A 21348-nucleotide genomic window follows, 5' to 3' on the forward strand; every position below is an offset into this window, starting at 1 on the left:
TTAATTATGAGCGCCTTTTACAAAACGCTTCGCCTTTATTAGAACTCTCTCAAAACACCACTTTTAAAATCTATCGCAAAGCTTATCAAAAATCCTTGCCTTTGTTGCGCGTAATAAGAAAGTTGATTAAAAAATAGGGTTTGTAAAATTGGGGGGTAATCAAACCCCTTGCGCTATCATCGCAGACGCTACTTTTCTAAACCCAGCGATATTAGCCCCTAAAACAAAATTAGTAGGGTCTTTAAACTCTTTAGCGGTTTGAGAGACATTTTTATAAATCTCTTTCATAATATGGTGCAATTTCGCATCCACCACTTCAAAACTCCATGGGTGCATGCTCGCGTTTTGCGCCATTTCCAAGCCGCTCACGCTCACCCCCCCAGCATTAGCCGCCTTGCCCAAACCATAAGAAATTTTAGCCTGCAAAAACAATTCAACCGCTTCATTGCTTGAGGGCATGTTCGCCCCTTCAGCCACGCATTTACACCCGTTAGAAAGGAGGATTTTGGCGTCTAAAACGCTCAATTCATTCTCTGTTGCGCTAGGAAAAGCCGCAAAACAAGGCACATGCCATATTGTATTCCCCCCTTTGGGGTAGTTTTCTGTGGGCGTGTATTTCGCGCTCTTTTTTTCTAAAGCGTATTCTTCAATCCTCTCACGACGAACCTCTTTAATCTCTTTTAAAAGATCTAAATCAATGCCCTCTTTATCATAAATCATGCCATTAGAATCGCTTGCAGTTACCGGTTTAGCGCCTATTTGAAGCAATTTTTCAATCGTATAAATAGCGACATTACCGCTCCCAGAAACGCTGCAAACCTTACCCTCTAAAGAGCTGTTTCTTTCTTGCAACATTTCTTCAGCAAAATACACGCACCCATAACCGGTAGCTTCTTTTCTGCACAAGCTCCCCCCATAAGTTAGCCCCTTACCGGTCAATACGCCCTCAAAACGATTGACTAATTTCTTGTATTGCCCAAACAAATAGCCAATCTCTCTTTCACCCACTCCAATATCCCCAGCTGGCACATCGGTTGTGGCTCCAATATGGCGGTATAATTCATTCATGAACGCCTGGCAAAAACGCATGATTTCATGCTCGCTCTTTCCCTTAGGGTCAAAATCGCTCCCCCCCTTAGCGCCCCCCATGGCCAAAGTGGTGAGCGAATTTTTCAACACTTGCTCAAAGCCTAAGAATTTGATCACGCTTTCATTCACGCTAGGGTGGAACCTCAAACCCCCTTTATAAGGGCCAATAGCCGAATTGAATTCAACCCTACACCCCCGATTGACTTGGATTTGATTGTTATCATCTAGCCAACACACCCTGAAAAAAATCTCTCTTTCAGGCTCAACTAAACGCTCTAAAATTGCATGCTTTTCATAGCTTTTATCGCTGTCTAAAAGGGGTTTTAACGAAGTGATAGCCTCATAGACGGCTTGGTGGAACTCTTTTTGATAAGGGTATTTTTTTTGTAAAGACTGGAGAATTTTTTCAATATACATGAGCGGCATTCCTTTATTGTTTTTAGGTTTTTATTGTAACACTAAAAGGGTAATTAAGTTTTAATTCTTTTGGTTTTTCTCATTAAATAGGGATAGTTAAAATTTTGTTTTTAATTTTTCAAACTCAACTACTGCTTGATTAAATCAATTTTTTTATTTTAAAAAACTTTTTAAAATGCCCACAAACCCTCTATCAAAGCCGCTCAAATCCTTGTAAAACTCTGCATCATAACCGCAAAATTCCAAGCATTCTTTCAAGCTTTCCAACTGATCATGCCCCATTTCACAAACCAAAAAAGGGATTTTCAATCCAGCGGCTAAAAAAATGATTTCTTTTAAGATTTCATCGCCTTTAACCCCCCCAAAAAGGGCTTCATGCGGTTCTTTTAAAACGGATTTATCCAAAGGATAATTTTTAGCGATATAGGGCGGGTTAGAAACAAGCATGGGTGTTGTTGGCATATGATCCCAAAGATGCGTTTGTTTTAAAAAAATACGCTTTTTTAAGTCAAAGCGTTCAATATTTTTTGACGCCACTTCTAAAGCGTTGGGTGAAATATCGCTCGCATGAATAGAGAGATTAGGGTTTTCTAAAGCCAAACTCACCGAAACGCAAGCGCTCCCTATGCCTATTTCGCCTATTTCTTTTAAATGGTATTGAGTAATAATATCCAGCGCTTTTTGGACTAAAATCTCGGTTTCAGGCCGTGGGATTAAAACATGTTCGTTCACAAAAAAAGAGCGCCCATAAAAATTACAGCTTTCTAATAAATACTCTAGGGGGTAGTCGTTCAAACGCTTTTCTACCAGTTCAAAAAAGCGCATTTCTTCTTTATGGTTCAATTCTAAATGCTCATGCGTGTGCAAAAAAACCCTTTCTTTTTGCAAAACAAAGCCCAGTAAAATTTCAGACTCTAACCCCCCCCTAAAACCTTTTTGGGATAATTCTTTTTTGGCTTTGTTTAGGGCTTGTGAAAGGGTCATTCAATTTCGTAATCCAAAGCTTTCAAGCGTTCTAAAAGCGGCGGGTGCGTGAAATGCAAGAAAACATAAAAGGGGTGCGAATAGGGGAAGGCTTTATTTTCATTAACGATGGACACTAAAGCTTTGGCTAGAGTTTCTTTAGAGCTTAAGCTCGCCCCGAATTTGTCGGCATTGTATTCATTTTTGCGGCTAAAAAACCCGATCAAAGGCATGGCGTAAAAGGAAAATACCGGCAAAAATAAGAGTAAAATCGCAATCAAACTCGCTGGCGTTTGCGAGACATTAAAGCCTTCAAAAACCAATGGCGGCAAATGAGCGATCAAAGCAAAAACCAAAGCGAGCAAGCCTCCCATAATCCCTAAACTTTTCAACAAATCGTTATTTTTAAAATGCCCTAACTCATGCCCTAAAATCGCTAAAAGCCCCTCTGTGCCAACTTTAGAAAGCAAAGTGTCAAACAACACCACTCGTTTGTTTTTTCCCAACCCTCCAAAATACGCGTTCAAACGCCCATCTCTCTTGCTAGCGTCCATCACAAAAATGCCTTCGGATTTAAAGCCCACTTTATCCATCATGCTTTCAATTTGCTTTTCTAAATCCCTGTTGTTTAAGGGGGTGAATTGGTTGAAAAGCTGAGCGATTTTAGGGTAAAAAAGATTAGCCAAAATCATGAAAACAAACACGACAAAAAACGAGCTGATCTCCCAATGCTCCACATGTTCAATGATCATAATGAGAGTGTAAATCAACAACAACCCCACGCCTAAAGTGAGCAAAAAGCCTTTGAAAAAATCCTTAAAAAACAACGACAAACTCACCTTAGAAAAGCCAAATTCCTTGTCCAAATGCATGGTGGTGTAGTAATTAATGGGTAAGGATAAAACGCTTTGAATCGCTAAAAACAACAACGCAAACACCAAGTAACCGAGCGTTTCAGGAAGATTCAAATAATGCATCAAATCTTCTAAATGCGTCAAGCCAAAAAAGACCCAGCCAGCAAAGATGATGCCGTCTAAAATTTGAGAAATGATAGATAATTGCATTTTTCTAATTGCATAATGACCCGCTTCTTCATAATCCTTTTGAGAAAGTAAAATAGGCTTCTCGCAGAGCTTTTGGCGGATGCATTTCAATTGCAAAATATCGCCTACAATGTAAGGAGTCGTAAAAAAGAGCAAGTAGAAAATACAAATTATCATATCTATCCATACATCAAGCATGTTCTAAACTCCTTTCTCCATTAAATTTACCAATAAAAGTGTAGGAATTATAACAATTTTTCAAAAATTTACCATAAAATTAAATAAATATGGTAGAAAAAAGAGGCTGTTTTTGAGCGTTTTTAATCCAATCGTAAAAAGCTGTGTTATCCAACCCGCTATCAACAAAAAGGTCTGTCATGCCCTATTCTTTTAAAAAGCGTTTTTTGATGGTTTATCTTTTTTCTACCTTGCTTTTAGTGGGGGTTTTGTTGGTGCTATTTTTCTTTTATGCGAAAAACAACCTCTTAGAAAATACCCAAATACGCATGCAATACACCGCTGATGTTATCGCTAAAAGCCTTTTAGAACTCAATAACACCTCTTCTTTAGAGCCTTTAAAGATCTTAGAAGAGCGATTCAAAAACACTCCCTTTGTCTTATTGGATACAGACAACAAGGTCAAGTTTTCCAATGTTGGGGCGTTTGTGATTTCTTTTAAAAAGGAAGCCTTAATCAAAACCCCCTATTTTGTGCTTAAAAAACAGGGCTTTTACCTCATAGATGACGCCCCAAATAACCGCTTAGGGGTTTCTAAAATCATTATTATAGAAGAAGAAATTCAAAAAACCTTTATGCCCCTTTATAAAATGATAGGCTATGCGTTTTTGGGTGCGAGTTTGTTTGTTGCATTGATAGCCATGTGGCTTTATAAGATAAAAATCCAATAAGATCGCTTTTTAAGAGATGATCGCTTGATTAAAAACAAATTCTTTTATTAAATGCTTTTGAGTTTTTTTATCACCAATGCTCCGTTAAAAAGCTATTAAGAATTGGAATTAAAACAATCATTTTTCCACCAACACGGGCTTATTTTTAAAGCTTTTAGCCGCATTTTCAAGCTGTTTTAGGGCTTCTTCTTTGATCTTGTAAGGGCCAATAAAATAATGCGTGAGAGAGTCTTTTTTCTCTGTTTTATAAGGGAAATTTTTGAGCGTTTGCAAAAAATCCTTACTGGGCACGTTCAAAAAAGCCCCCACTTGCAAGTAATACCCTTTAGGGATACTCGCATCTTTTAAGCTCGGTTTTGTCAGGTTTTTTTGACGCTCATTTTTAGGCGGTTCTTTTTTTGCGGATTGGGATTGATTGATAGCAACCTCTTGCTTACGGGCTTTTTTGATTTTTCTTTTCACCTTTTTGCTCTCTATATAAAAATCATATAAATCATGGATTCTTTGCTTCACATAAGCTTCATAACAATTTTTATAAATGGGGCTATGTTCAATAGAAGCTTTTGGGCTTACTAACATGACTAACGCTATGCATTCTTCATGGGCGACTTTGAGCCATTCTTCTTCGCTTTGCTCTAGGATTTCTTTGATTTTAGGGAACTCATACTGCGTGCCTTTCCCCATATTTTCTAACATTTCTATAAGTTCTTCATGGACTTGATTGAGCCTTAATTGGATAGGGGGTAAATCTTTGGGCGTATTTTGAACGCTCTCAGGCTGGGTAGTCGCTTTTTTGTCCTCTAAACCAACAGCGTTTCTTAAAAAGAGGAAAACCAACAACAGAGTCATTTTCAATATACTTTTTTGCATTCACCACTCCCATGCCAAGCTTTCTGTCTTGTTGCTTTATGGTAGTAAAAAATACTAAATACCGCCATAAGAATGGTTTAAAACATGGGGTTTTAGTTACTTTATTTAAGGGGATAGGGGTATTTTGCGATAATTTAATAGCTTTGATATAATAACTTTCAAAAACCATGAAAGGCTTATGATGCAATCTTTAAGTTTGTTAAACCAATTGGGTGCTAAAATTGATGAATTGATTGAAAAAATCCAAAAACAAGAAGAAGAGTTGAACGCTTTACGCCAAGCAAACACCACCTTGAATGCGCAAAATGAAGAAAAAGACATTCAAATCGCTATTTTATACGATGAATTGAGCGCTAAAGATAAGGGCATTCAAGGTCTTTATGACAAAATCTCTGATTTATTGTCATAAACCATTAAAAACATGTCTTTAGAAAACGACAGCTTAGAAATCACTTATTTAGGCAAACGCTATAAAATCTCTCTCAATAACACCTTTAGCGATGAGATGAAACGCACCCTAAAGGAGCGTTTCCATAACCAAGAATTAAACGCCTTAGAGCTTTTAAAGGACTATTTGCATGAAAGTTGTCAAAACGAGTATTTGCATAATGAACTCCAAAAGCTTTTAGAAAAAATCTCATCATGTTCTATCACTTGATCGCTCCTTTAAAAAATAAAACCCCCCCTCTAACTTACTTTTCTAAAGAGCGACACCTTAAAGGAGCGTTAGTCAATATCCCTTTAAGGAATAAAACGCTTTTGGGCGTCGTTCTTGAAGAAGTTTCAAAACCCTCTTTTGAATGCCTAGAGTTAGAAAAAACCCCTTATTTTTTACTCCCCTTTCAAATAGAGCTCGCTATTTTTATCGCTCAATATTACTCGGCCAATCTTTCTTCAGTCTTAAGCCTTTTTGCCCCTTTTAAAGAATGCGATTTAGTGGGGTTAGAAAAAATTGAGCCTGTTCTTAATGCGTTGAGCCAAACGCAAACCAACGCTTTAAAAGAATTGCAAAAACATTCAGCAAGCTTGCTCTTTGGCGATACGGGCAGCGGGAAAACCGAGATTTATATGCATGCAATCGCTCAAATATTAGAGCAAAAAAAAAGCACTCTGTTGTTAGTGCCAGAAATCGCCCTCACCCCTCAAATGCAGCAACGCCTTAAAAGGGTCTTTAAAGAAAATTTAGGCTTGTGGCATAGCAAACTCTCTCAAAATCAAAAAAAGCAATTTTTAGAAAAGCTTTATTCGCAAGAAATCAAATTAGTGGTAGGCACACGAAGCGCGTTGTTTTTGCCCCTTAAGGAGTTGGGTTTAATCATTGTAGATGAAGAGCATGATTTTTCTTATAAATCCCATCAAAGCCCTATGTATAACGCTAGGGATTTATGCTTGTATTTATCCCATAAATTCCCTATTCAAGTGATCTTAGGCTCTGCTACGCCAAGTTTGAATAGTTACAAACGCTTTAAAGATAAGGCTTTAGTGCGCTTAAAGGGGCGCTACACCCCCACGCAAAAAAACATTATTTTTGAAAAAACCGAGCGTTTTATCACGCCCAAACTCCTAGAAGCGCTGCAACAAGTGATAGACAAGAACGAGCAAGCCATTATTTTTGTGCCTACAAGGGCTAATTTCAAAACCTTGCTGTGCCAAAGTTGTTACAAAAGCGTTCAATGCCCCTTTTGCAGCGTGAATATGAGTTTGCATTTAAAAACCAACAAACTCATGTGCCATTATTGCCATTTTTCAAGCCCTATCCCTAAAATTTGCAGCGCATGCCAAAGCGAAGTTTTAGTGGGTAAAAGGATAGGCACCATGCAAGTGTTGAACGAGTTGGAAGGCCTTTTAAAAGGTGCTAAAATAGCGATTTTAGATAAAGATCACACCAGCACGCCAAAAAAACTCCACAATATTTTAAACGATTTCAACGCTCAAAAAACCAATATCTTAATCGGCACGCAGATGATAAGCAAAGGGCATGATTACGCTAAAGTGAGTTTAGCGGTTATCTTAGGCATAGACAATATCATTAAATCTAATAGTTATAGGGCTTTAGAAGAAGGCGTGTCGTTACTTTATCAAATCGCTGGGAGGAGCGCTAGGCAAATTTCTGGCCAAGTGTTCATTCAAAGCACCGAAACCGATCTATTAGAAAATTTCTTAGAAGATTATGAAGATTTTTTACAATACGAATTGCAAGAAAGGTGCGAACTCTACCCGCCTTTTTCAAGGCTGTGTTTGTTGGAATTTAAGCATAAAAACGAAGAAAAAGCCCAACAATTGAGCCTAAAAGCCTCCCAAACCCTTTCTTCGTGTTTAGAAAAGGGTGTAACGCTCTCTAATTTCAAAGCCCCCATTGAAAAAATCGCCTCTTCTTACCGCTACCTGATTTTGTTGCGTTCCAAAAACCCTTTAAGCCTAATCAAAAGCGTGCATGCGTTTTTAAAAACCGCCCCTAATATCCCTTGCAGCGTGAACATGGACCCTATAGATATTTTTTAAAACACTTAAGTTTTCTATATTATCTTAAAAAACTTAAGTTTTTCTGGCGGCTAGCAGCGTGAAATTCACCCATTTAAACACCGCTTCCACATGCTTAAACCCCACGCTTTCTAAAAGCGCAATATTTTCTTTTAAACTATAAGGCACAAGCACATTTTCTAACGCTTCCCTTTTGAAAGCGATTTCATTGTGGCTGTAGCCTTGATTTTGTTTATAAAGGTAGTATAGCTCTATCATTTGCTTGTCTAATATCCGATCTTCGCTCATGGTCTTTTCGCCCACCAATAAAACCCCATTCAACGCAAGGCTGTTATAAATCTTTTTGAGCAACACCTCTCTTTGCATGGGGCGGACAAATTGCAACACAAAAAGCAATGAAAACGCATTCGCTTCTTTAAAATCAACCTCTAAAAAATCCATGCATTCAAAACGAGTATTTTTAAAATCTTTTAATTTTTCTTGCGCTTTTTTGAGCATGGGCATGGAGTTGTCAATCCCTATAAGTTCAATATCTTGTTGGATTTGTTGGTTAAGCACGATAAAAAAGTTTCCGGTAGAACAACCCAAATCATAGATCAAGGGTTTAGGATTGATGCTTTCTTTTAAATTTTGAGCGATAAAATACGCCCCTAAATTTAACATTTCATGGTAATAAGGGATAGAACGCTCTAGCATGTCATCAAAAACATGGGCGACTTTTTCATCAAAACAAAAGCGTTTGTTTAGAGCTTTGTTAAAAAGAGTGTCTTTCATCAAACAAAAAGCGTGGTTTAAAAGCTTTAAACCACCCTATTAAAATAACGCTTAAGCCTTTTTATGCACCAATTCGTTGATGTAGTAATCCACTGAGCCTAAGCCTTCTTTTTTCGCCCATTCATAGCATTGAGAGACAAAATGCCAGTTAATATGCCCATAGAATTTTTCCAAATACACAGGGCGTGCGTTTTTATGGTCAATATAATAAGCATGCTCCCACACATCTACCACTAAAAGCGGCACTTTTTTATCCGTTACTGGGGTTTGAGCGTTGCTGGTTTGAAGGATTTCAATTTTTTGAGTGTCTGAATTATACGCCGCCCAATTCCAACCAGAGCCAAACAAAGTGGTCGCGCTCTTAATGAATTCTTCTTTAAATTTCTCTAGTGAGCCAAAATCTTTTTCTAAAGCCCCTTTCAATTCATCGCTCAACGCAGTCGCTTTAGGGCTTAAGCAATCCCAATAAAAATCGTGGTTATAGATTTGAGCGGCGTTATTAAACACCCCTCCGCTAGACTTCGTCAAAATGGTGTATAGGCAACTTTCTTCAAACTCTGTGCCTTTGATTAAATTATTCAAATTATTCACATAAGTTTGGTGGTGTTTTCCATGGTGGAAATCAAACGCTACAGGGCTTAAAAAATCTCCCATGCTGTCTTTAGCAAAAGGTAATTCTCGTAATGTAAACATGTTTTCTCCTTGTGATTAGGTGAGCTTATTGTAATCATTTTTTAATACTTTTTGGTAAATCTTTTCTTAAAAATGGATCGTTATGCAAATTTTGTGGATTTTAGGGGGATTTTTCAAATTAAAACAACTTTTTTAACAAATCTTTCTTGAATTTTTTAATAGTTAATCTTAATGGACTATTATTCTAACGCAATATAGCAATTCAATGAGAAAGGATTTAACCATGCAAAAAGTTACTTTTAAAGAAGAAACATACCAATTAGAAGGGAAAACCCTAAAAGTGGGCGATAAAGCTCCTGATGTGAAATTGGTGAATGGCGATTTGCAAGAAGTCAATTTATTGAAACAAGGCGTGCGTTTTCAAGTCATTAGCGCGCTCCCTAGTTTAACCGGATCGGTTTGCTTGCTCCAAGCCAAACACTTCAACGAACAAGCCGGCAAACTGCCTTCTGTGAGTTTTAGCGTTATTTCTATGGACTTGCCTTTTTCTCAAGGACAAATTTGCGGCGCTGAAGGCATTAAGGATCTAAGAATTTTAAGCGATTTTAGGTATAAGGCTTTTGGGGAAAATTACGGCGTGCTGTTGGGCAAAGGTTCTTTGCAAGGCTTGCTCGCTCGATCCGTGTTTGTTTTGGACGCTCAAGGGGTACTCATCTATAAAGAAATCGTTCAAAACATTTTAGAAGAGCCCAATTATGAAGCGCTTTTAAAAGTGTTGGAATAAAAAATCCCTAAAAGGAGGGGGCTATAATCTGATAAATCTCAACGCAAAAACTTCGTTTATTAAAAGTGTTGGCAATAAAAATAAAAAGTTCTTTTGAAATCCGTTTGAAAAATTTCACGCTATTTTAAAAAAAGATTAAAAAAACTCTGTTTTGAACCAAACGCTAACAATAGATTATCGCTTAATTAAGCTTTTTTAATGGAATAAACCTTAAGCCCATGATAGGGGGCTTAGCTAAAAGTTTTAGAAGTCTTTTTTTAGGATTTCTTCCACCCTTAAAATGGTTACCAATCGGTCGTTTTGCTTCCCAATGCCATAGGTTAGATTGTTATTATCACTTAAAGTCTCTGGCACCGGGTCAATATCCGTTTGTTTGATGCGAATGGCTTCAGTCAAGCGATCTATAAAAAACCCAGCGATCTGGTCGTTATGACGCACCACTAGATAACGAGTGTCTTTATTTTGTTTTTCGGCTTTCAAGCCAAATTTCAGACGCAAACTAATCAAAGGGAAAACATTACCCCTTAAATTGAACACGCCAAGCACATAATTCGGCGTTTCAGGGACTCGTGTGTAGCCGATGGGTTTGACGATCTCTAAAATATTCAAAATGGGAATGGCATACTCTTCATCGCCGATAATAAAGCCAATGAATTGCAAAATTTCTTCACTATCTTCTGGTTTAGAACCCGCATTAGCTTCTTTTTGTTTTTCAAATAAATCTTTTAGTTGGTTACTCATGACTCGCCTCCTTCTAATTTAATACTGCGCTTCACTACGGTAGTTAAATACTCACCGCTATAAGGTTTGGTGATGTATTCAGTCATGCCGGATTCAACGCCACGCATCCTGTCGGTTTTGGTTACCCGACTAGTAACTGCAATCAAAGGCAAGTTTTTGAATTTATTGTATTTACGCACTTCAGAAGCGAAAGTGTAGCCGTCCATTTTAGGCATTTCAATATCCACTAAAATAGCGTCCGGGATTTTATCGCCATTTTTAAGCATTTCTAAGCCCTCCAACCCGTTAGTGGCCTCTAAAAGCGTGATGCCTAATGGTTTTAAACATTTGCGGATAATCGCCCTGTCTGTGCTGCTGTCATCAATCGCTAAAACAATATAATCGCTAGGAGAATTTTTGCTTTTCGTGTTTTCTGATTCATTCATTAAATTAGTGATATTGACCTTGATGCTTTTTGCCATATCCATCATCGCCCCCACATCTACAATGAGAGTGATTTTCCCATCGCCTCTTACCGTAGCCCCAGCAATGCCTCTAGTGTTTTTAAGGTAATAGCCTAAAGACTTTATGACCACTTCTTCTTGACCGATCAAATAATCCACGATCACGCCAATTTTTTGATCAGCCAAGCCAATGATGACCACATACACATCAGAGTTAGATTCCAAAATAGCATCCACTTTAAAAATATCAGAAAGGCGTACCAAAGAAAGCACCTCATCTCTCAAGCGCAACACGCTTTTGCCATCAACGGTGTAAATTTCATCTTGGCTGATGCGCACGGTTTCTAAAACCGAAGAAAGCGGAATAGCGTAATATTCTTCTTGAACGCCCACGAGCAAAGCTTGAATGATAGCCAGAGTGAGAGGGATTTTAAGCTTTTGAGTCGTGCCTACCCCCACTTCTGAATCAATTTCAATGATCCCATTAAGCTTTTCAATATTGGTTTTCACCACATCCATGCCCACGCCTCTGCCTGAAACATTAGAAACGGTTTTTGCAGTAGAAAAGCCTGGCTTGAAAATAAGGTTAAACGCTTCCCTATCGCTCATGCTTTCAGCGTCTCTTTCGCTAATCACCCCTTTTTCAACCGCTTTTTCTTTAAGCATTGCAGGATCTAAGCCCTTACCATCATCAGAGATTTTAATCACAATGTGGTTACCCTCATTATACGCGCTCAATTGCACTTTACCGGTTTCAGGTTTGTTAAGCCTTTTTCTTTCTTCCAACGGCTCAATCCCATGATCGCATGAGTTGCGGATAATGTGAATGAGCGGATCGCCAATTTCTTCCACAATGGATTTGTCCAGTTCGGTTTCTTCGCCTTCAATGATCAATTCAATGCTTTTGCCTAACTCTCGGCTCAAATCCCTTACCATGCGAGGGAATTTGTTAAACACCTTGCCCACCGGTTGCATTCGGGTTTTCATCACCGCAAGTTGCAAGTCTGTCGTTACCGCTGAAATAGAAGAAACCACCTGGTTTAATTCCTCTAAAAATTTCTCCCCATCATAGCGTTCTTCCACATCGCTATAGATTCTAATCAAGCGATTCTTGCCCAACACAAGCTCACCGATTAAATTCATCAAGTGATCCAAGCGGCGCACATCCACCCTAACGGTTTGCTCCACGCCAATAGAGGGGGCTTTATTTTCTTCAGTATCGGCTTTAGCCTTAGCTTTAGTTTCTGTTTTAGGGGCTTTGGGGGTTTCTGTTTTGGGGGGTTCTTTTGTTGGGGTAACTTCTTGTTTGGCTTCTTGTTTTTTTTGGGCTCTTCGCTCTTTATCGGCTTCTTGGCGTTTGTTCAGCAGGCGTTCAATTTCCGCTTCCACTTCTTCAGCGCTCATGTTAGCGTAATCCAAATCCGGCTCATCGGCTAGCGGGTTATCGCTTGCGGGATTTTCTGCAGTAGGGGTTTTATTTGCTTTAACTTCTTCTTTCGTTTTTTCTTTAATTTCTTCTTTTACTTCTTTTGGGGCTTCTTTAGTCCCTGAAGTTTCTTTAGCACCCTCTAGATTTTGGCTCGTAATGGCTTGAAGCTGTTTGACCGCTTCTTCAATCTCGTTTTCCTTGCCGTTATTGGTATCCGAGCCGGTATCTCTAATCGTTACGAGTAAAGTTTTCATCAAATCAATGGAGCGCAACACGACATCCATAATATCAGGCGTGATCTTGATTTCGCCTTTTCTGGCGCGATTTAAGACATCTTCCATGTTGTGCGTGAGGTGCGTGAGAATGTTGAGATTCAAAAACGAGCTAGAACCTTTAATGGTGTGAGCGACTCTAAAAATGCGATTGAGCAAGTCTAAATCTTCAGGATTATGCTCTAACTCCACCAAATCCTGATCCAATTGTTCATTCATTTCAAAGGCTTCAATCAAGAAGTCTTCCATTATTTCTTGCAAATCATCCATTTAAACCCCTTTAGCGTTTGAGATAAGAGTATTTTACAATTTTATAAAAAGAATTACGCATTCTTGTCTAAAATCTTAGAAATTTCTTCGGTGAATTTTTCTGCATCAAACTTGACTAAATACGCCACAGCCCCCATTTCTTTAGCCCTTTCAGCGCTATAATTATCGCAAATAGAAGAATTAAAAATCACCGGGATATAAGCAAACCTGGGGTCTTTTTGGAGCTTGAACAAGAAATGATAGCCATCCATTTTAGGCATTTCAACATCTGAAATAATGAATTTTAAATGATTTCTTAAATCGTCCCCGTATTTTTTAAATAGCATTTCTAGTTTGTTCAACCCGTCTTCCCCATCCACGGCTTCAGTGATGTTAAAACCCAATTTGCTCAAATGGTTTTTTAAGGTTTTTCTTGCGGTTTTGCTATCGTCTAAAAACAACACTTCGCCTTCAAAACGCTCTTTAGGGGTAGAATCCTTTGTCTTGTTAGCGTCTTCATTAAGCTTCAAATCGTCTAAAATGCTCTCTAAATCCAAAATGAGCAAGGTTTTATCGTTTTCAATGCGCGTGGTGCCGGTGATATTTTCTTTATTAATATTATTGGACGCGCTAAAGGATGCAGGCTCTACATCTTTCCAACTAATGCACCTGATACGCCTGGCTGAATGGACTAAAAAGCCTAATTTAACATGATTAAATTCCGTGATAATGACAATTTTTTCATTTTCCTTACTTTTATCCGGAATGATCCCTATCCATTTAGCCAAGTCAATAAGTGGGATGATCGTGGAGCGCAAATCAAACACGCCGATAATGTAATCCAAATTCGTGGGGTATTCAAAAAGGGTGGGCATGGGAATGATTTCTTGGACTTTGGCTACATTGATGCCATAAATCCCCTCATAAGGGACGCCCTCTTGCATGCCATAAATACGAAAATCCACGAGTTCTATCTCGCTTAGTTTTAAATCGTTAGCTGTTTTTTCTGCCATGATTTAGGCGTCCTTATTTTGAGATGGTTCTAAAACGCTTGATGATACCTTAAAAAGGCTTTGTTCGTAATAAAAGGAAGGCAGTGGGCAATAAATAGGCGCGCTTAAGGGGATTTTTGCACCGCTTTTGAGATGAAAATGCCCCTCTATAATGCCATCAATCCTACCAAGGTTAAGATCTTTAATATAGTTTTGATAGGCTTTTAGGCGCTTTTCAATAAAAGATTGCAATTTGTTTGGCTCTAATTCCCAAAGGCGGACGGGTTTTTGATAAATGAGTTTTTTCAAAAAAGGGTATAAGGTTTTAAAACTTAATAAATTTAAAAAAGTTAGAAAAAATCTAGCCCAAGTGGAAGTGAGTTGCGTGATGTAAAATTCATACGCCTTAGTAGTGAATAAATCCCCATGGGCCAGTAAAAAGCGTTTGTTATCGTATTGGAATAATACGGGCTGGTTTTGGCGCTCAAAAACCACCACTTTGGAATTGAATACAAAACGCGTGGAAAAATCATGGTTGCCTTCAAAATAAAAGACTTGTGAAATTTCGCTTAACGCATGGATTAAATCAATGATTTTTTGCTGCTCTTTATCTAGGGGTAAATAGCCCACAAGCGCATGGAAAATATCGCCCATGAAAAAGACTTGTGGGGGTTTGGCGCTTAAAAGTTCTTTAAGCGTATGGATTAAATGAGGGTTTTTGGGCAAAAAATGCGCATCAGAGATAAAAACAGCCCCATTTTTAAGCGCATAAGATTTTAGCATCTCACTCTTTGAACAAAAAAGAGCCAATCCTTAAAAGATTCGCCCCGCAAGCAATCGCTAATTCAAAATCATCACTCATGCCCATTGAAAGAACGCTCGCATTTTTTATTTGGTCAAAAAGCTTTTTGGTGGTGATAAAGGATTTTTCAATTTTCTTTTCATCATCGGTGTGCGCCCCTATACACATCAGCCCCTTAAGCTTGAGGCGCTTGCAAGTTTCACTGATTTGAGAATAAGTTTCTAGCGCTTCTTCAGGCACCACCCCGCTTTTACTTTCCTCATACGCGCTATTAACCTGTAAAAGAGCGTTTAAATTGACGCCCAATATTTCGCAACGCTTTTCTATTTTTAGGGCGAGCTTTAAAGAGTCTAAAGAATGCAAAAGAGCGGGTTTTAAACTCAAAAGCGCATTGATTTTATTTTCTTGTAAAGAGCCTATCATGTGCCATTCAAGGGGCAAATGCTCTAAAGAATGCATTTTAGTTTTTAAATCTTGAACTCTATTTTCTCCAAAAGCCCTTTGAGAGCAGTTGTAGTAATGTTGGATAGCTTCTAAGGAAGCGTTTTTTGAAACAGCCACGATTTTGACAATATGATGCCTTGAATAGGCGGTGCGAGCCTTTTCTATTTTGGTGATGAGGGTATCAATTTTTTGGCGGTAATCTAACATAATCCTTCTTTATGGCTTCTTCTTTATAGATCTTCTTTGTGCGTGCTGAAAGAATGCGTGAGATGGAATTTTTGATTCAACTTTTCAAAATCTTTTAAAAGCCCTTTCTTTTTCAAATTTTCTATGACTTCCATGGAGCAATTGGTTTCGGTGGGCCATTCTCTAAAATGTTTATCCATAACGCCCTTATTGGTAGCGTCTATAAAAAAACAATGTTTAGAGGTGAGAATATCGCGTTGTGCATCAATATTATTAACGATGCGCCATAACAGCATGTAAGGGTTGTTTAAATCGTTGCTGGTATGCTCTACAAAGATGACAATGCGCAAATGCTCTTCAAAACCGAGCAAGTTTTTAGCCAATTCAATGACGCTTTTGTCTTTCTTTTCCACGCTAATGACGCAAATGGGGTTACGGGTGTGCGGGTAGTATTGCTTCAAAAGAACGATATTTTGCATTTTATCTTGTAAAAGCGCTAATAAGGCGCTATCGTTTAAAAGCGTGGGGTTGGGGGTATTGCTTTTAGAGGTCGCATCAATACCGAGTTTCCCCCCCATAGCGTATTCAGGGCTTGCATGATCTAAGGCGTCGCATACGCCTTGAGAGATAAGAATTTTTTCTTTAGAAAAATTTTCTAGTATATACTCAATGATAGCGTTGGTGTCTCTTAGATTGGGAGCGTCTTCATTGACAAAAATCGCATGTTTGACAAAACTCATCTGCCCCACACCCCAAAAAGCATGCATGACTTGTTTGGCATGAGCGTTATAGCGCGTGTGTATTTGGGCTAAAATCAAATTATGAAACACCCCATTTTCTGGCATGCAATAATCTATAAGATTGGGGGCGTTCATTTGGAGTAAGGGCAAGAACAAGCGTTCGGTCAAATACCCCATGTATTTGTCTTCTAAAGGGGGCTTACCCACCACAGTGGCTAAGTAAATGGAATCTTTTTTATAGCTAATGGTTTTGACTTCTAAAACAGGGTAAGGCTCAATAGGGGTGTAATAGCCAGTGTGATCCCCAAAAGGCCCTTCAAGCTCTAATTTCTCGCAATCCACAAACCCTTCTATCACAATGTCGCAGTCGCTTGGCACGCTTAAAGAGTTGCTTAGGCATGGCATCACGTGCGCTTTTTTTCCTCTCATAAACCCATAGAGCATGAGTTCATAAACCCCATAAGGTAAGGGGGCTGTCGCGCACCATGTGTAGAGCAAATCCCCACCAATAGCGATACTGACAGGCATTTTGACTTTAGCCTTAGCGTATTCGTGGAAAAAGAGTTGGGAGTCTTTATGGATTTGCCAGTGCAAGCCTAAATGGTTTTTATCATAAACTTGCAAGCGGTACATGCCCAAATTCTTTTTTTTATGATCTAGGCTTTGGGTATAGACTTGCCCCATAGTGATAAAAGCCCCGCCATCTTTTTCCCAAGTTTTTAAAACGGGCAGATCCCACAAATTGACTTCTTTGTCTTGCTTGATGATGAGATCTTTAGGGCGAGTGGTTTTTTTAGGGAAAATGTGTCTTAAATCCCATAAATCTTTTAAGACTTTCAAACCCTCAGTGAAATTTTTAGGAGCACTAAAGTGCAAGAACGCTTGCATGCGTTGTTGCAGGCTTTCTATGGGGGTTTTTAATAAAAGATCCAAGCGTTTGAAAGAGCCAAAAGCGTTCATTAAAACCGGCATGTCAAAGGTTTTGATCTGGTCATGCTCTTTTCTTATGGGTTGCGTGAATAAAAGGGCTTTGCCCCCATTAGGTTTTTTCGCTTCTATATAGGCCAGATGAGCGATTTCTAAATCCACTTCAAGGGGGGTGTCAATGACTTCTAATTCATTATGTTTTTTTAAAAGCTTTAAAAAATCTCGCATCCAACTACCTTAAATAACCACATAATGAACGCTTAAGCACGCAGGAATGTTTTTAAGCTCTTCTAAAACTTCCAAAGAAACTTCTTCATCTACAATAATGAGCGCTAGGGCTTCTTTTTGCGTGTTGCGCCCCAAACGAAAATCAGCGATGTTAATGCCATGCCTAGCGAACGCATTCCCCACACTCCCAATAACGCCTGGAATATCCGTATTCCTGAATAAAAGCATTTTACCCTTTGGCTCTATATCAATATGAAACCCATCAATCTCAGTGAGTTTTAAAATATATTCTTCAAACACCGTGCCGCTCACGCTGATTGAACCATTAGCCGCATTGAGAGTTAAAGAGAGCATGTTTTTATAGGGCGAAGCGCTTTCTTTAAGGCTAACCTTAATCTCAATGCCTCTTTCTTTAGCCACAAAGGGGGCGTTAATGTAATTGATTTTATCCCCTACAACGGGTTTTAACACCCCTACTAGTGTAAAAGCGACAAGGGCGTCTTTGAATTGGTTGATCTCCCCACAAAGACTGAGTTCAATTTTTTGGCACACGCCCTTATGGATTTGACTGGAAAAATAACCCAATTTTTGCGCTAAATTCAAGTAGGCTTTTGCGTTTGCATCAAAAGCTTGCATGGGTAAATTCAAAGCATGCGGGTGGCTTGAACCTCTTAAAGATTCCATAACCCCTTGAGCGGCTTGTTTGGAAATTTCTTCTTGAGACTCTAAAGTGTTCGCGCCAATATGAGGGGTCGCATACACATTAGGCAAGTCTAAAAGCTTGTTATGAATGCCAGGCTCTTTAGAAAAGACATCAATGCCAAGCCAACGCACTTTTTTGGTTTCTAAAGCTTCATAAAGAGCGTCTTCATTATAAAGCCCCCCTCTAGCGCAATTAATTAAAATAACCCCTTTTTTCATGCGTTCAATTTCTTTAGCGCCTATCATGTTAATGGTTTCTTTATTTTTGGGGGTGTGGATAGTGATCATATCGCATTGCAAAATGTCTTCAAAATTTTTTGTGTAAATGACCCCTAAATCAGTGGCTTTTGAAGAAGGGATATAAGGATCATAGGCTAGAACCTCCATTTCAAAGGCTTTAGCCCTAATGCCCACCCTAGAGCCAATATTCCCAAAACCAATGATGCCTAGCTTTTTATTTTTCAATTCCGTGCCATACCAATCTTCTCTTTTCCATAACCTTTGGTGTTTGATTTGATCGTTCGCGCAAGGGAACGAGCGCACTGCATTGATCAAATGCGCCATGGTCAATTCCACAGCGGCAATCGTGTTAGCGGTGGGGATATTCATCACTACAATGCCTTTTTGAGAGCAGCTTTCTAAATCAATATTATCCACTCCCACGCCCGCTCTCACAATGGATTTTAAGTGGGTTAAGGGCTTTAAAAAATCGCTTGTGATAGGAGTCATGCTGCGAGTGATGAGCGCATCCATGGGGATGAGTTTCTCTAAAAGCTCCTTTTTGGGGCATTTGGAATAATCATGCAAGATAATGTCTTTTTGAGCTTCTAAAATTTGAATGCCTTTAGCATGGATGGGGTCGCAAATGGCTACTTGATACATTTTTATCCTTTGAATTTAAAAAACAGCATGATAGCGTATTTTATAATAGTCTAAATCAGCTAAAAAGCGTTCTTTTTTATTTTTATCTAAATAGATGATGAGGTTAGGTTGGTTTTTGGTGCTATCGTAAGCGTAATCAATTTGTTCTTTTTTAAGGATTTCTTTTAAACACCACCATTGATAACCCTTTAAATCCTTAATGATAAGCTTTGAATACTCCCTTTTTTTTTCTTCAAAAGGGATTTCAAAATAATGCTCTATAACGGGGTAATTGATAGATTCTTGTGCATCAAGGTTTTGAGAAAGGGCGTTATTGCGATTTTCTTCGTTATGGGGGGCTTTTTCATCGTTAGGGGTATTAGGATTATTGGGGCTTTCTTCTAGGTTGATTTCATGGCTTTTTGCATCTGTTTGAGAGAGACCTTCATTGGTTTGAGAGATCGCATGTGTTTGAGAGATCGCATGAGAAGTAGCGGGCATTTCTTTTTTAACGCTTAAAAACAAATAGGCTAAAACGCCAAGAGCGACAGCTAGGGAAATAAAAGCAACAACACCCTTAAATCTCATGCCATTCTCATGCTTTTAAAATCACTCTTTAGAGTTTTTCTTTAAGAATATCCCCTAAAGTCATTTTATCATCGCTCGTGTTAAAAGCTTGCAATTCTTCTTTTTCTTTTTTGCGCTCTAACCTATGCACAGAAGCACGCACCTTGTTGTTAGATTTTTCAATCACAACCACCACGCATGTGATTTCTTGCCCTATTTTGATTTCATCTTTTTTCAAGGGGTTCAAATCTTCATTTTTGATCAGCACATCAATGCCATCAGCATTAATGAAAACGCCAAAATCCTTAATACTCACCACTTTGCCTTGAATCACGCTGTCTGTTTTATGCTTTTGAGCGAATTCTTCTGTAGGGGAAGTCACCAAGTGCTTCGCGCTCAAAGAAATCTTTTTATCTTTTTTGTTGATTTTAAGGATTTTCACTTTGATCACATCGCCAATTTTATAGTGGTCTTTGCATTTTTTATCTTTATCCCAAAAAGCGTCATGATTGTGGAGCAAACCATCCACCCCACCCAGATTCAAAAACGCCCCAAAATCCGTTAAAGTCGCCACTTTGCCCTCTATAATGTCTCCTACTTGGTGTTTGGATTCAAAAACATCAAAAGGCCTGTTAGTGAGTTGCTTTAAAGAAACCCTTAAGCGGCGGTTTTTAGGATCAATGTCAATGATCTTCACATCAATTTCTTGCCCCACGCTCAAGTAATGGCTAGGGTGGCTGACATTTTTATCCCAAGAGATTTCAGAAACATGCAAAAAGCCTTCAATATCATTACCAATATCCACAAACACCCCATAATGTTCAATATTGCTCACCACCACCTTAATGGCGTATCCGGGTTTTAGCTTGTCTTGGATCTCTTCCCATGGGTCTTCTATGGTCGCTTTTATGGAGAGTGAAAGGCGTCTTTTTTCTGCATCATAAGCGATAGCTTTGACATAGACTTCATCGCCCTCTTTGTAGTATTTTTCAGGATTGACTGGCCCTTTATGACTGATTTCAGAATAATGAACCAAGCCCTCAATCCCCTTAGCTTCTACAAAAATGCCAAAAGGGGTGATCTGGCGCACAACCCCTAATACCGGCTCTGTGGCTTCTAACAATTCTTTAGAAACCTCAAGCTGTCGTTTGTCATTGACTTCAAAGAATCGTTTGCGAGAAATATTGATAGAATGGTTTTCCTTATCCACACGAATAATGCACGCTTTAATGCGTTTGCCGATATGGTTTGCGTCATTTTTTAAAGAAGAGTGCGAGCGGGAGAGAAAATACTCCACGCCTTGAGACTCCACGATATAGCCTCCTTTATTTTTGCCTACGATCTTGCCTTCAATAATGGCGTTTTCATAGTTTTCGCCCAATTCCTCAATTTTAGCCTGAATCTTTTGTTGGGAAATGGCTTTTTTGTAGGAAACGCTAGGGTGTTCACCTTTCTCGGACACATGCACGATAATGGGGTCATTTTTTTGATACAGCAACTGCCCCTTTTCATCGGTGATCTCATTCAAAGCCAAACGGCCTTCTGTCTTACCGCCCACGCTCACCATGGCATAACCATCATTCTCATTGATGGAAACGATTAGCCCTTCTTTGATAGTGCCTTTTTCTAAGGTTTCTTCTTTTTCTAATTGTTTTTTAAAGAGTTTTGCGAAGTTTTCCTCCTCGTCATTAAAGTTCTGATCATCTGCTATCTTGCTCATTGACTGCCTTACTATAAAATAAATATAAAATCCTTAAGGGCATTGTATCCTTTTTTGGCTTACAAAATCGTTTAAAAACTAAC

19 protein-coding genes and 2 pseudogenes are annotated in these 21348 nt (G+C 38.8%); 6 read left to right on the plus strand and 15 right to left on the minus strand.

The annotated features are described in order from the left end of the window. Positions 1–137 (plus strand): annotated as a pseudogene (locus tag QT74_RS08210) (glycosyltransferase family 10 domain-containing protein); the annotation flags it as partial. Between the two features lie 22 nt (positions 138–159). On the opposite strand, the gene gdhA reads toward QT74_RS08210, so the two are convergent. The 3 genes from gdhA to QT74_RS05440 all read right to left on the minus strand — a co-directional run bounded on the left by gdhA (position 160) and on the right by QT74_RS05440 (position 3710). After that, positions 160–1506 (minus strand): NADP-specific glutamate dehydrogenase, encoded by a 1347-nt coding sequence (gene gdhA, locus QT74_RS05430; RefSeq protein ID WP_033765239.1) that lies wholly within the window; start codon positions 1504–1506, stop codon positions 160–162. 153 nt (positions 1507–1659) lie between these two features. After that, entirely contained in the window at positions 1660–2490 is an 831-nt protein-coding gene (locus QT74_RS05435) for a peptide chain release factor N(5)-glutamine methyltransferase (RefSeq protein WP_033765241.1), read from the minus strand. Then, positions 2487–3710 carry a M48 family metallopeptidase gene (locus tag QT74_RS05440; RefSeq protein ID WP_033618437.1) on the minus strand — a complete coding sequence of 408 codons (1224 nt, stop codon included), beginning with the start codon at positions 3708–3710 and terminating at the stop codon, positions 2487–2489. Before QT74_RS05440 ends, QT74_RS05435 begins: the two co-directional genes overlap by 4 nt. Before the next feature lie 179 nt (positions 3711–3889). On the opposite strand from QT74_RS05440, the gene QT74_RS05445 reads away from it, so the two are divergent. Further along, on the plus strand, positions 3890–4420 hold the full coding sequence (locus tag QT74_RS05445; protein WP_033765243.1) for a hypothetical protein: 531 nt from the start codon (positions 3890–3892) through the stop codon (positions 4418–4420). 117 nt (positions 4421–4537) lie between these two features. Here the strand turns inward: QT74_RS05445 and QT74_RS05450 are convergent, their stop codons facing one another. Beyond that, complete coding sequence (locus QT74_RS05450) at positions 4538–5290, minus strand: SPOR domain-containing protein (protein WP_033765245.1); 753 nt, start codon at positions 5288–5290, stop codon at positions 4538–4540. Between the two features lie 181 nt (positions 5291–5471). On the opposite strand from QT74_RS05450, the gene QT74_RS05455 reads away from it, so the two are divergent. The 3 genes from QT74_RS05455 to QT74_RS05465 are packed head-to-tail and all read left to right on the plus strand — an operon-like array spanning position 5472 to position 7792. After that, on the plus strand, positions 5472–5699 hold the full coding sequence (locus QT74_RS05455) for a hypothetical protein (RefSeq protein WP_001191194.1): 228 nt from the start codon (positions 5472–5474) through the stop codon (positions 5697–5699). A gap of 12 nt (positions 5700–5711) precedes the next feature. Further along, the gene (locus QT74_RS05460) at positions 5712–5948 is read left to right on the plus strand and encodes a hypothetical protein (protein ID WP_000051172.1); all 237 of its coding nucleotides are present in this window, start codon (positions 5712–5714) and stop codon (positions 5946–5948) included. Continuing rightward, on the plus strand, positions 5933–7792 hold the full coding sequence (locus tag QT74_RS05465; RefSeq protein ID WP_033765247.1) for a primosomal protein N': 1860 nt from the start codon (positions 5933–5935) through the stop codon (positions 7790–7792). The genes QT74_RS05460 and QT74_RS05465 overlap by 16 nt, the downstream gene beginning before the upstream one ends. Positions 7793–7825: 33 nt before the next feature. Here the strand turns inward: QT74_RS05465 and cmoA are convergent, their stop codons facing one another. Together cmoA and sodB are read right to left on the minus strand one after the other, a co-directional pair. Continuing rightward, positions 7826–8545, minus strand: a complete 720-nt coding sequence (cmoA, locus tag QT74_RS05470; protein WP_033765249.1) for a carboxy-S-adenosyl-L-methionine synthase CmoA — start codon at positions 8543–8545, stop codon at positions 7826–7828. A gap of 51 nt (positions 8546–8596) precedes the next feature. Further along, positions 8597–9238, minus strand: a complete 642-nt coding sequence (gene sodB / locus QT74_RS05475; protein WP_020972655.1) for a superoxide dismutase [Fe] — start codon at positions 9236–9238, stop codon at positions 8597–8599. 223 nt (positions 9239–9461) lie between these two features. Between sodB and tpx the strand changes: the two genes are divergently transcribed. After that, positions 9462–9962: a thiol peroxidase gene (gene tpx / locus QT74_RS05480; RefSeq protein WP_021435711.1), complete on the plus strand. Its 501-nt coding sequence runs from the start codon at positions 9462–9464 to the stop codon at positions 9960–9962. Positions 9963–10205: 243 nt separating this feature from the next. Here tpx and cheW read toward each other — a convergent pair whose 3' ends face one another. From cheW to QT74_RS05525, 9 genes and pseudogenes are all read right to left on the minus strand, one after another. Beyond that, a complete protein-coding gene (cheW, locus tag QT74_RS05485) occupies positions 10206–10703 on the minus strand; it encodes a chemotaxis protein CheW (RefSeq protein WP_020972653.1) in 498 nt (165 codons plus the stop codon). Beyond that, complete coding sequence (gene cheAY2, locus QT74_RS05490; protein WP_033765251.1) at positions 10700–13117, minus strand: chemotaxis histidine kinase/response regulator CheAY2; 2418 nt, start codon at positions 13115–13117, stop codon at positions 10700–10702. Before cheAY2 ends, cheW begins: the two co-directional genes overlap by 4 nt. Before the next feature lie 53 nt (positions 13118–13170). Continuing rightward, entirely contained in the window at positions 13171–14109 is a 939-nt protein-coding gene (gene cheV3, locus QT74_RS05495) for a chemotaxis protein CheV3 (protein WP_033765253.1), read from the minus strand. 3 nt (positions 14110–14112) lie between these two features. After that, positions 14113–14871: a UDP-2,3-diacylglucosamine diphosphatase gene (locus QT74_RS05500; RefSeq protein ID WP_033765254.1), complete on the minus strand. Its 759-nt coding sequence runs from the start codon at positions 14869–14871 to the stop codon at positions 14113–14115. Between the two features lies 1 nt (position 14872). Next, complete coding sequence (locus tag QT74_RS05505; protein ID WP_033765256.1) at positions 14873–15541, minus strand: YggS family pyridoxal phosphate-dependent enzyme; 669 nt, start codon at positions 15539–15541, stop codon at positions 14873–14875. Beyond that, positions 15516–17415, minus strand: a pseudogene (locus QT74_RS05510) (menaquinone biosynthesis decarboxylase). Before QT74_RS05510 ends, QT74_RS05505 begins: the two are co-directional and overlap by 26 nt. Before the next feature lie 9 nt (positions 17416–17424). After that, positions 17425–18999 carry a phosphoglycerate dehydrogenase gene (serA, locus tag QT74_RS05515; RefSeq protein WP_033765259.1) on the minus strand — a complete coding sequence of 525 codons (1575 nt, stop codon included), beginning with the start codon at positions 18997–18999 and terminating at the stop codon, positions 17425–17427. Positions 19000–19014: 15 nt separating this feature from the next. Further along, positions 19015–19566, minus strand: a complete 552-nt coding sequence (locus QT74_RS05520) for a hypothetical protein (protein WP_023592524.1) — start codon at positions 19564–19566, stop codon at positions 19015–19017. Positions 19567–19594: 28 nt separating this feature from the next. Continuing rightward, on the minus strand, positions 19595–21265 hold the full coding sequence (locus QT74_RS05525; protein WP_033765264.1) for a 30S ribosomal protein S1: 1671 nt from the start codon (positions 21263–21265) through the stop codon (positions 19595–19597). Positions 21266–21348 lie beyond the last annotated feature (83 nt).

The organism is Helicobacter pylori SA213A (assembly GCF_000476275.1).
In the GTDB taxonomy this organism is placed as follows: Bacteria; Campylobacterota; Campylobacteria; order Campylobacterales; family Helicobacteraceae; genus Helicobacter; species Helicobacter pylori_CL.

What these genes read in the sequence shown, in the direction of transcription:
- QT74_RS05450 (WP_033765245.1), bottom strand. Translation starts at nt 5,290, where the DNA reads ATGCAAAAAAGTATATTGAAAATGACTCTGTTGTTGGTTTTCCTCTTT.
- cheW (WP_020972653.1), bottom strand. Translation starts at nt 10,703, where the DNA reads ATGAGTAACCAACTAAAAGATTTATTTGAAAAACAAAAAGAAGCTAAT.
- sodB (WP_020972655.1), bottom strand. Translation starts at nt 9,238, where the DNA reads ATGTTTACATTACGAGAATTACCTTTTGCTAAAGACAGCATGGGAGAT.
- gdhA (WP_033765239.1), bottom strand. Translation starts at nt 1,506, where the DNA reads ATGTATATTGAAAAAATTCTCCAGTCTTTACAAAAAAAATACCCTTAT.
- QT74_RS05465 (WP_033765247.1), top strand. Translation starts at nt 5,933, where the DNA reads ATGTTCTATCACTTGATCGCTCCTTTAAAAAATAAAACCCCCCCTCTA.
- QT74_RS05520 (WP_023592524.1), bottom strand. Translation starts at nt 19,566, where the DNA reads ATGAGATTTAAGGGTGTTGTTGCTTTTATTTCCCTAGCTGTCGCTCTT.
- cheAY2 (WP_033765251.1), bottom strand. Translation starts at nt 13,117, where the DNA reads ATGGATGATTTGCAAGAAATAATGGAAGACTTCTTGATTGAAGCCTTT.
- QT74_RS05505 (WP_033765256.1), bottom strand. Translation starts at nt 15,541, where the DNA reads ATGTTAGATTACCGCCAAAAAATTGATACCCTCATCACCAAAATAGAA.
- QT74_RS05455 (WP_001191194.1), top strand. Translation starts at nt 5,472, where the DNA reads ATGCAATCTTTAAGTTTGTTAAACCAATTGGGTGCTAAAATTGATGAA.
- serA (WP_033765259.1), bottom strand. Translation starts at nt 18,999, where the DNA reads ATGTATCAAGTAGCCATTTGCGACCCCATCCATGCTAAAGGCATTCAA.
- QT74_RS05435 (WP_033765241.1), bottom strand. Translation starts at nt 2,490, where the DNA reads ATGACCCTTTCACAAGCCCTAAACAAAGCCAAAAAAGAATTATCCCAA.
- QT74_RS05445 (WP_033765243.1), top strand. Translation starts at nt 3,890, where the DNA reads ATGCCCTATTCTTTTAAAAAGCGTTTTTTGATGGTTTATCTTTTTTCT.
- QT74_RS05525 (WP_033765264.1), bottom strand. Translation starts at nt 21,265, where the DNA reads ATGAGCAAGATAGCAGATGATCAGAACTTTAATGACGAGGAGGAAAAC.
- QT74_RS05440 (WP_033618437.1), bottom strand. Translation starts at nt 3,710, where the DNA reads ATGCTTGATGTATGGATAGATATGATAATTTGTATTTTCTACTTGCTC.
- cheV3 (WP_033765253.1), bottom strand. Translation starts at nt 14,109, where the DNA reads ATGGCAGAAAAAACAGCTAACGATTTAAAACTAAGCGAGATAGAACTC.
- cmoA (WP_033765249.1), bottom strand. Translation starts at nt 8,545, where the DNA reads ATGAAAGACACTCTTTTTAACAAAGCTCTAAACAAACGCTTTTGTTTT.
- QT74_RS05460 (WP_000051172.1), top strand. Translation starts at nt 5,712, where the DNA reads ATGTCTTTAGAAAACGACAGCTTAGAAATCACTTATTTAGGCAAACGC.
- QT74_RS05500 (WP_033765254.1), bottom strand. Translation starts at nt 14,871, where the DNA reads ATGCTAAAATCTTATGCGCTTAAAAATGGGGCTGTTTTTATCTCTGAT.
- tpx (WP_021435711.1), top strand. Translation starts at nt 9,462, where the DNA reads ATGCAAAAAGTTACTTTTAAAGAAGAAACATACCAATTAGAAGGGAAA.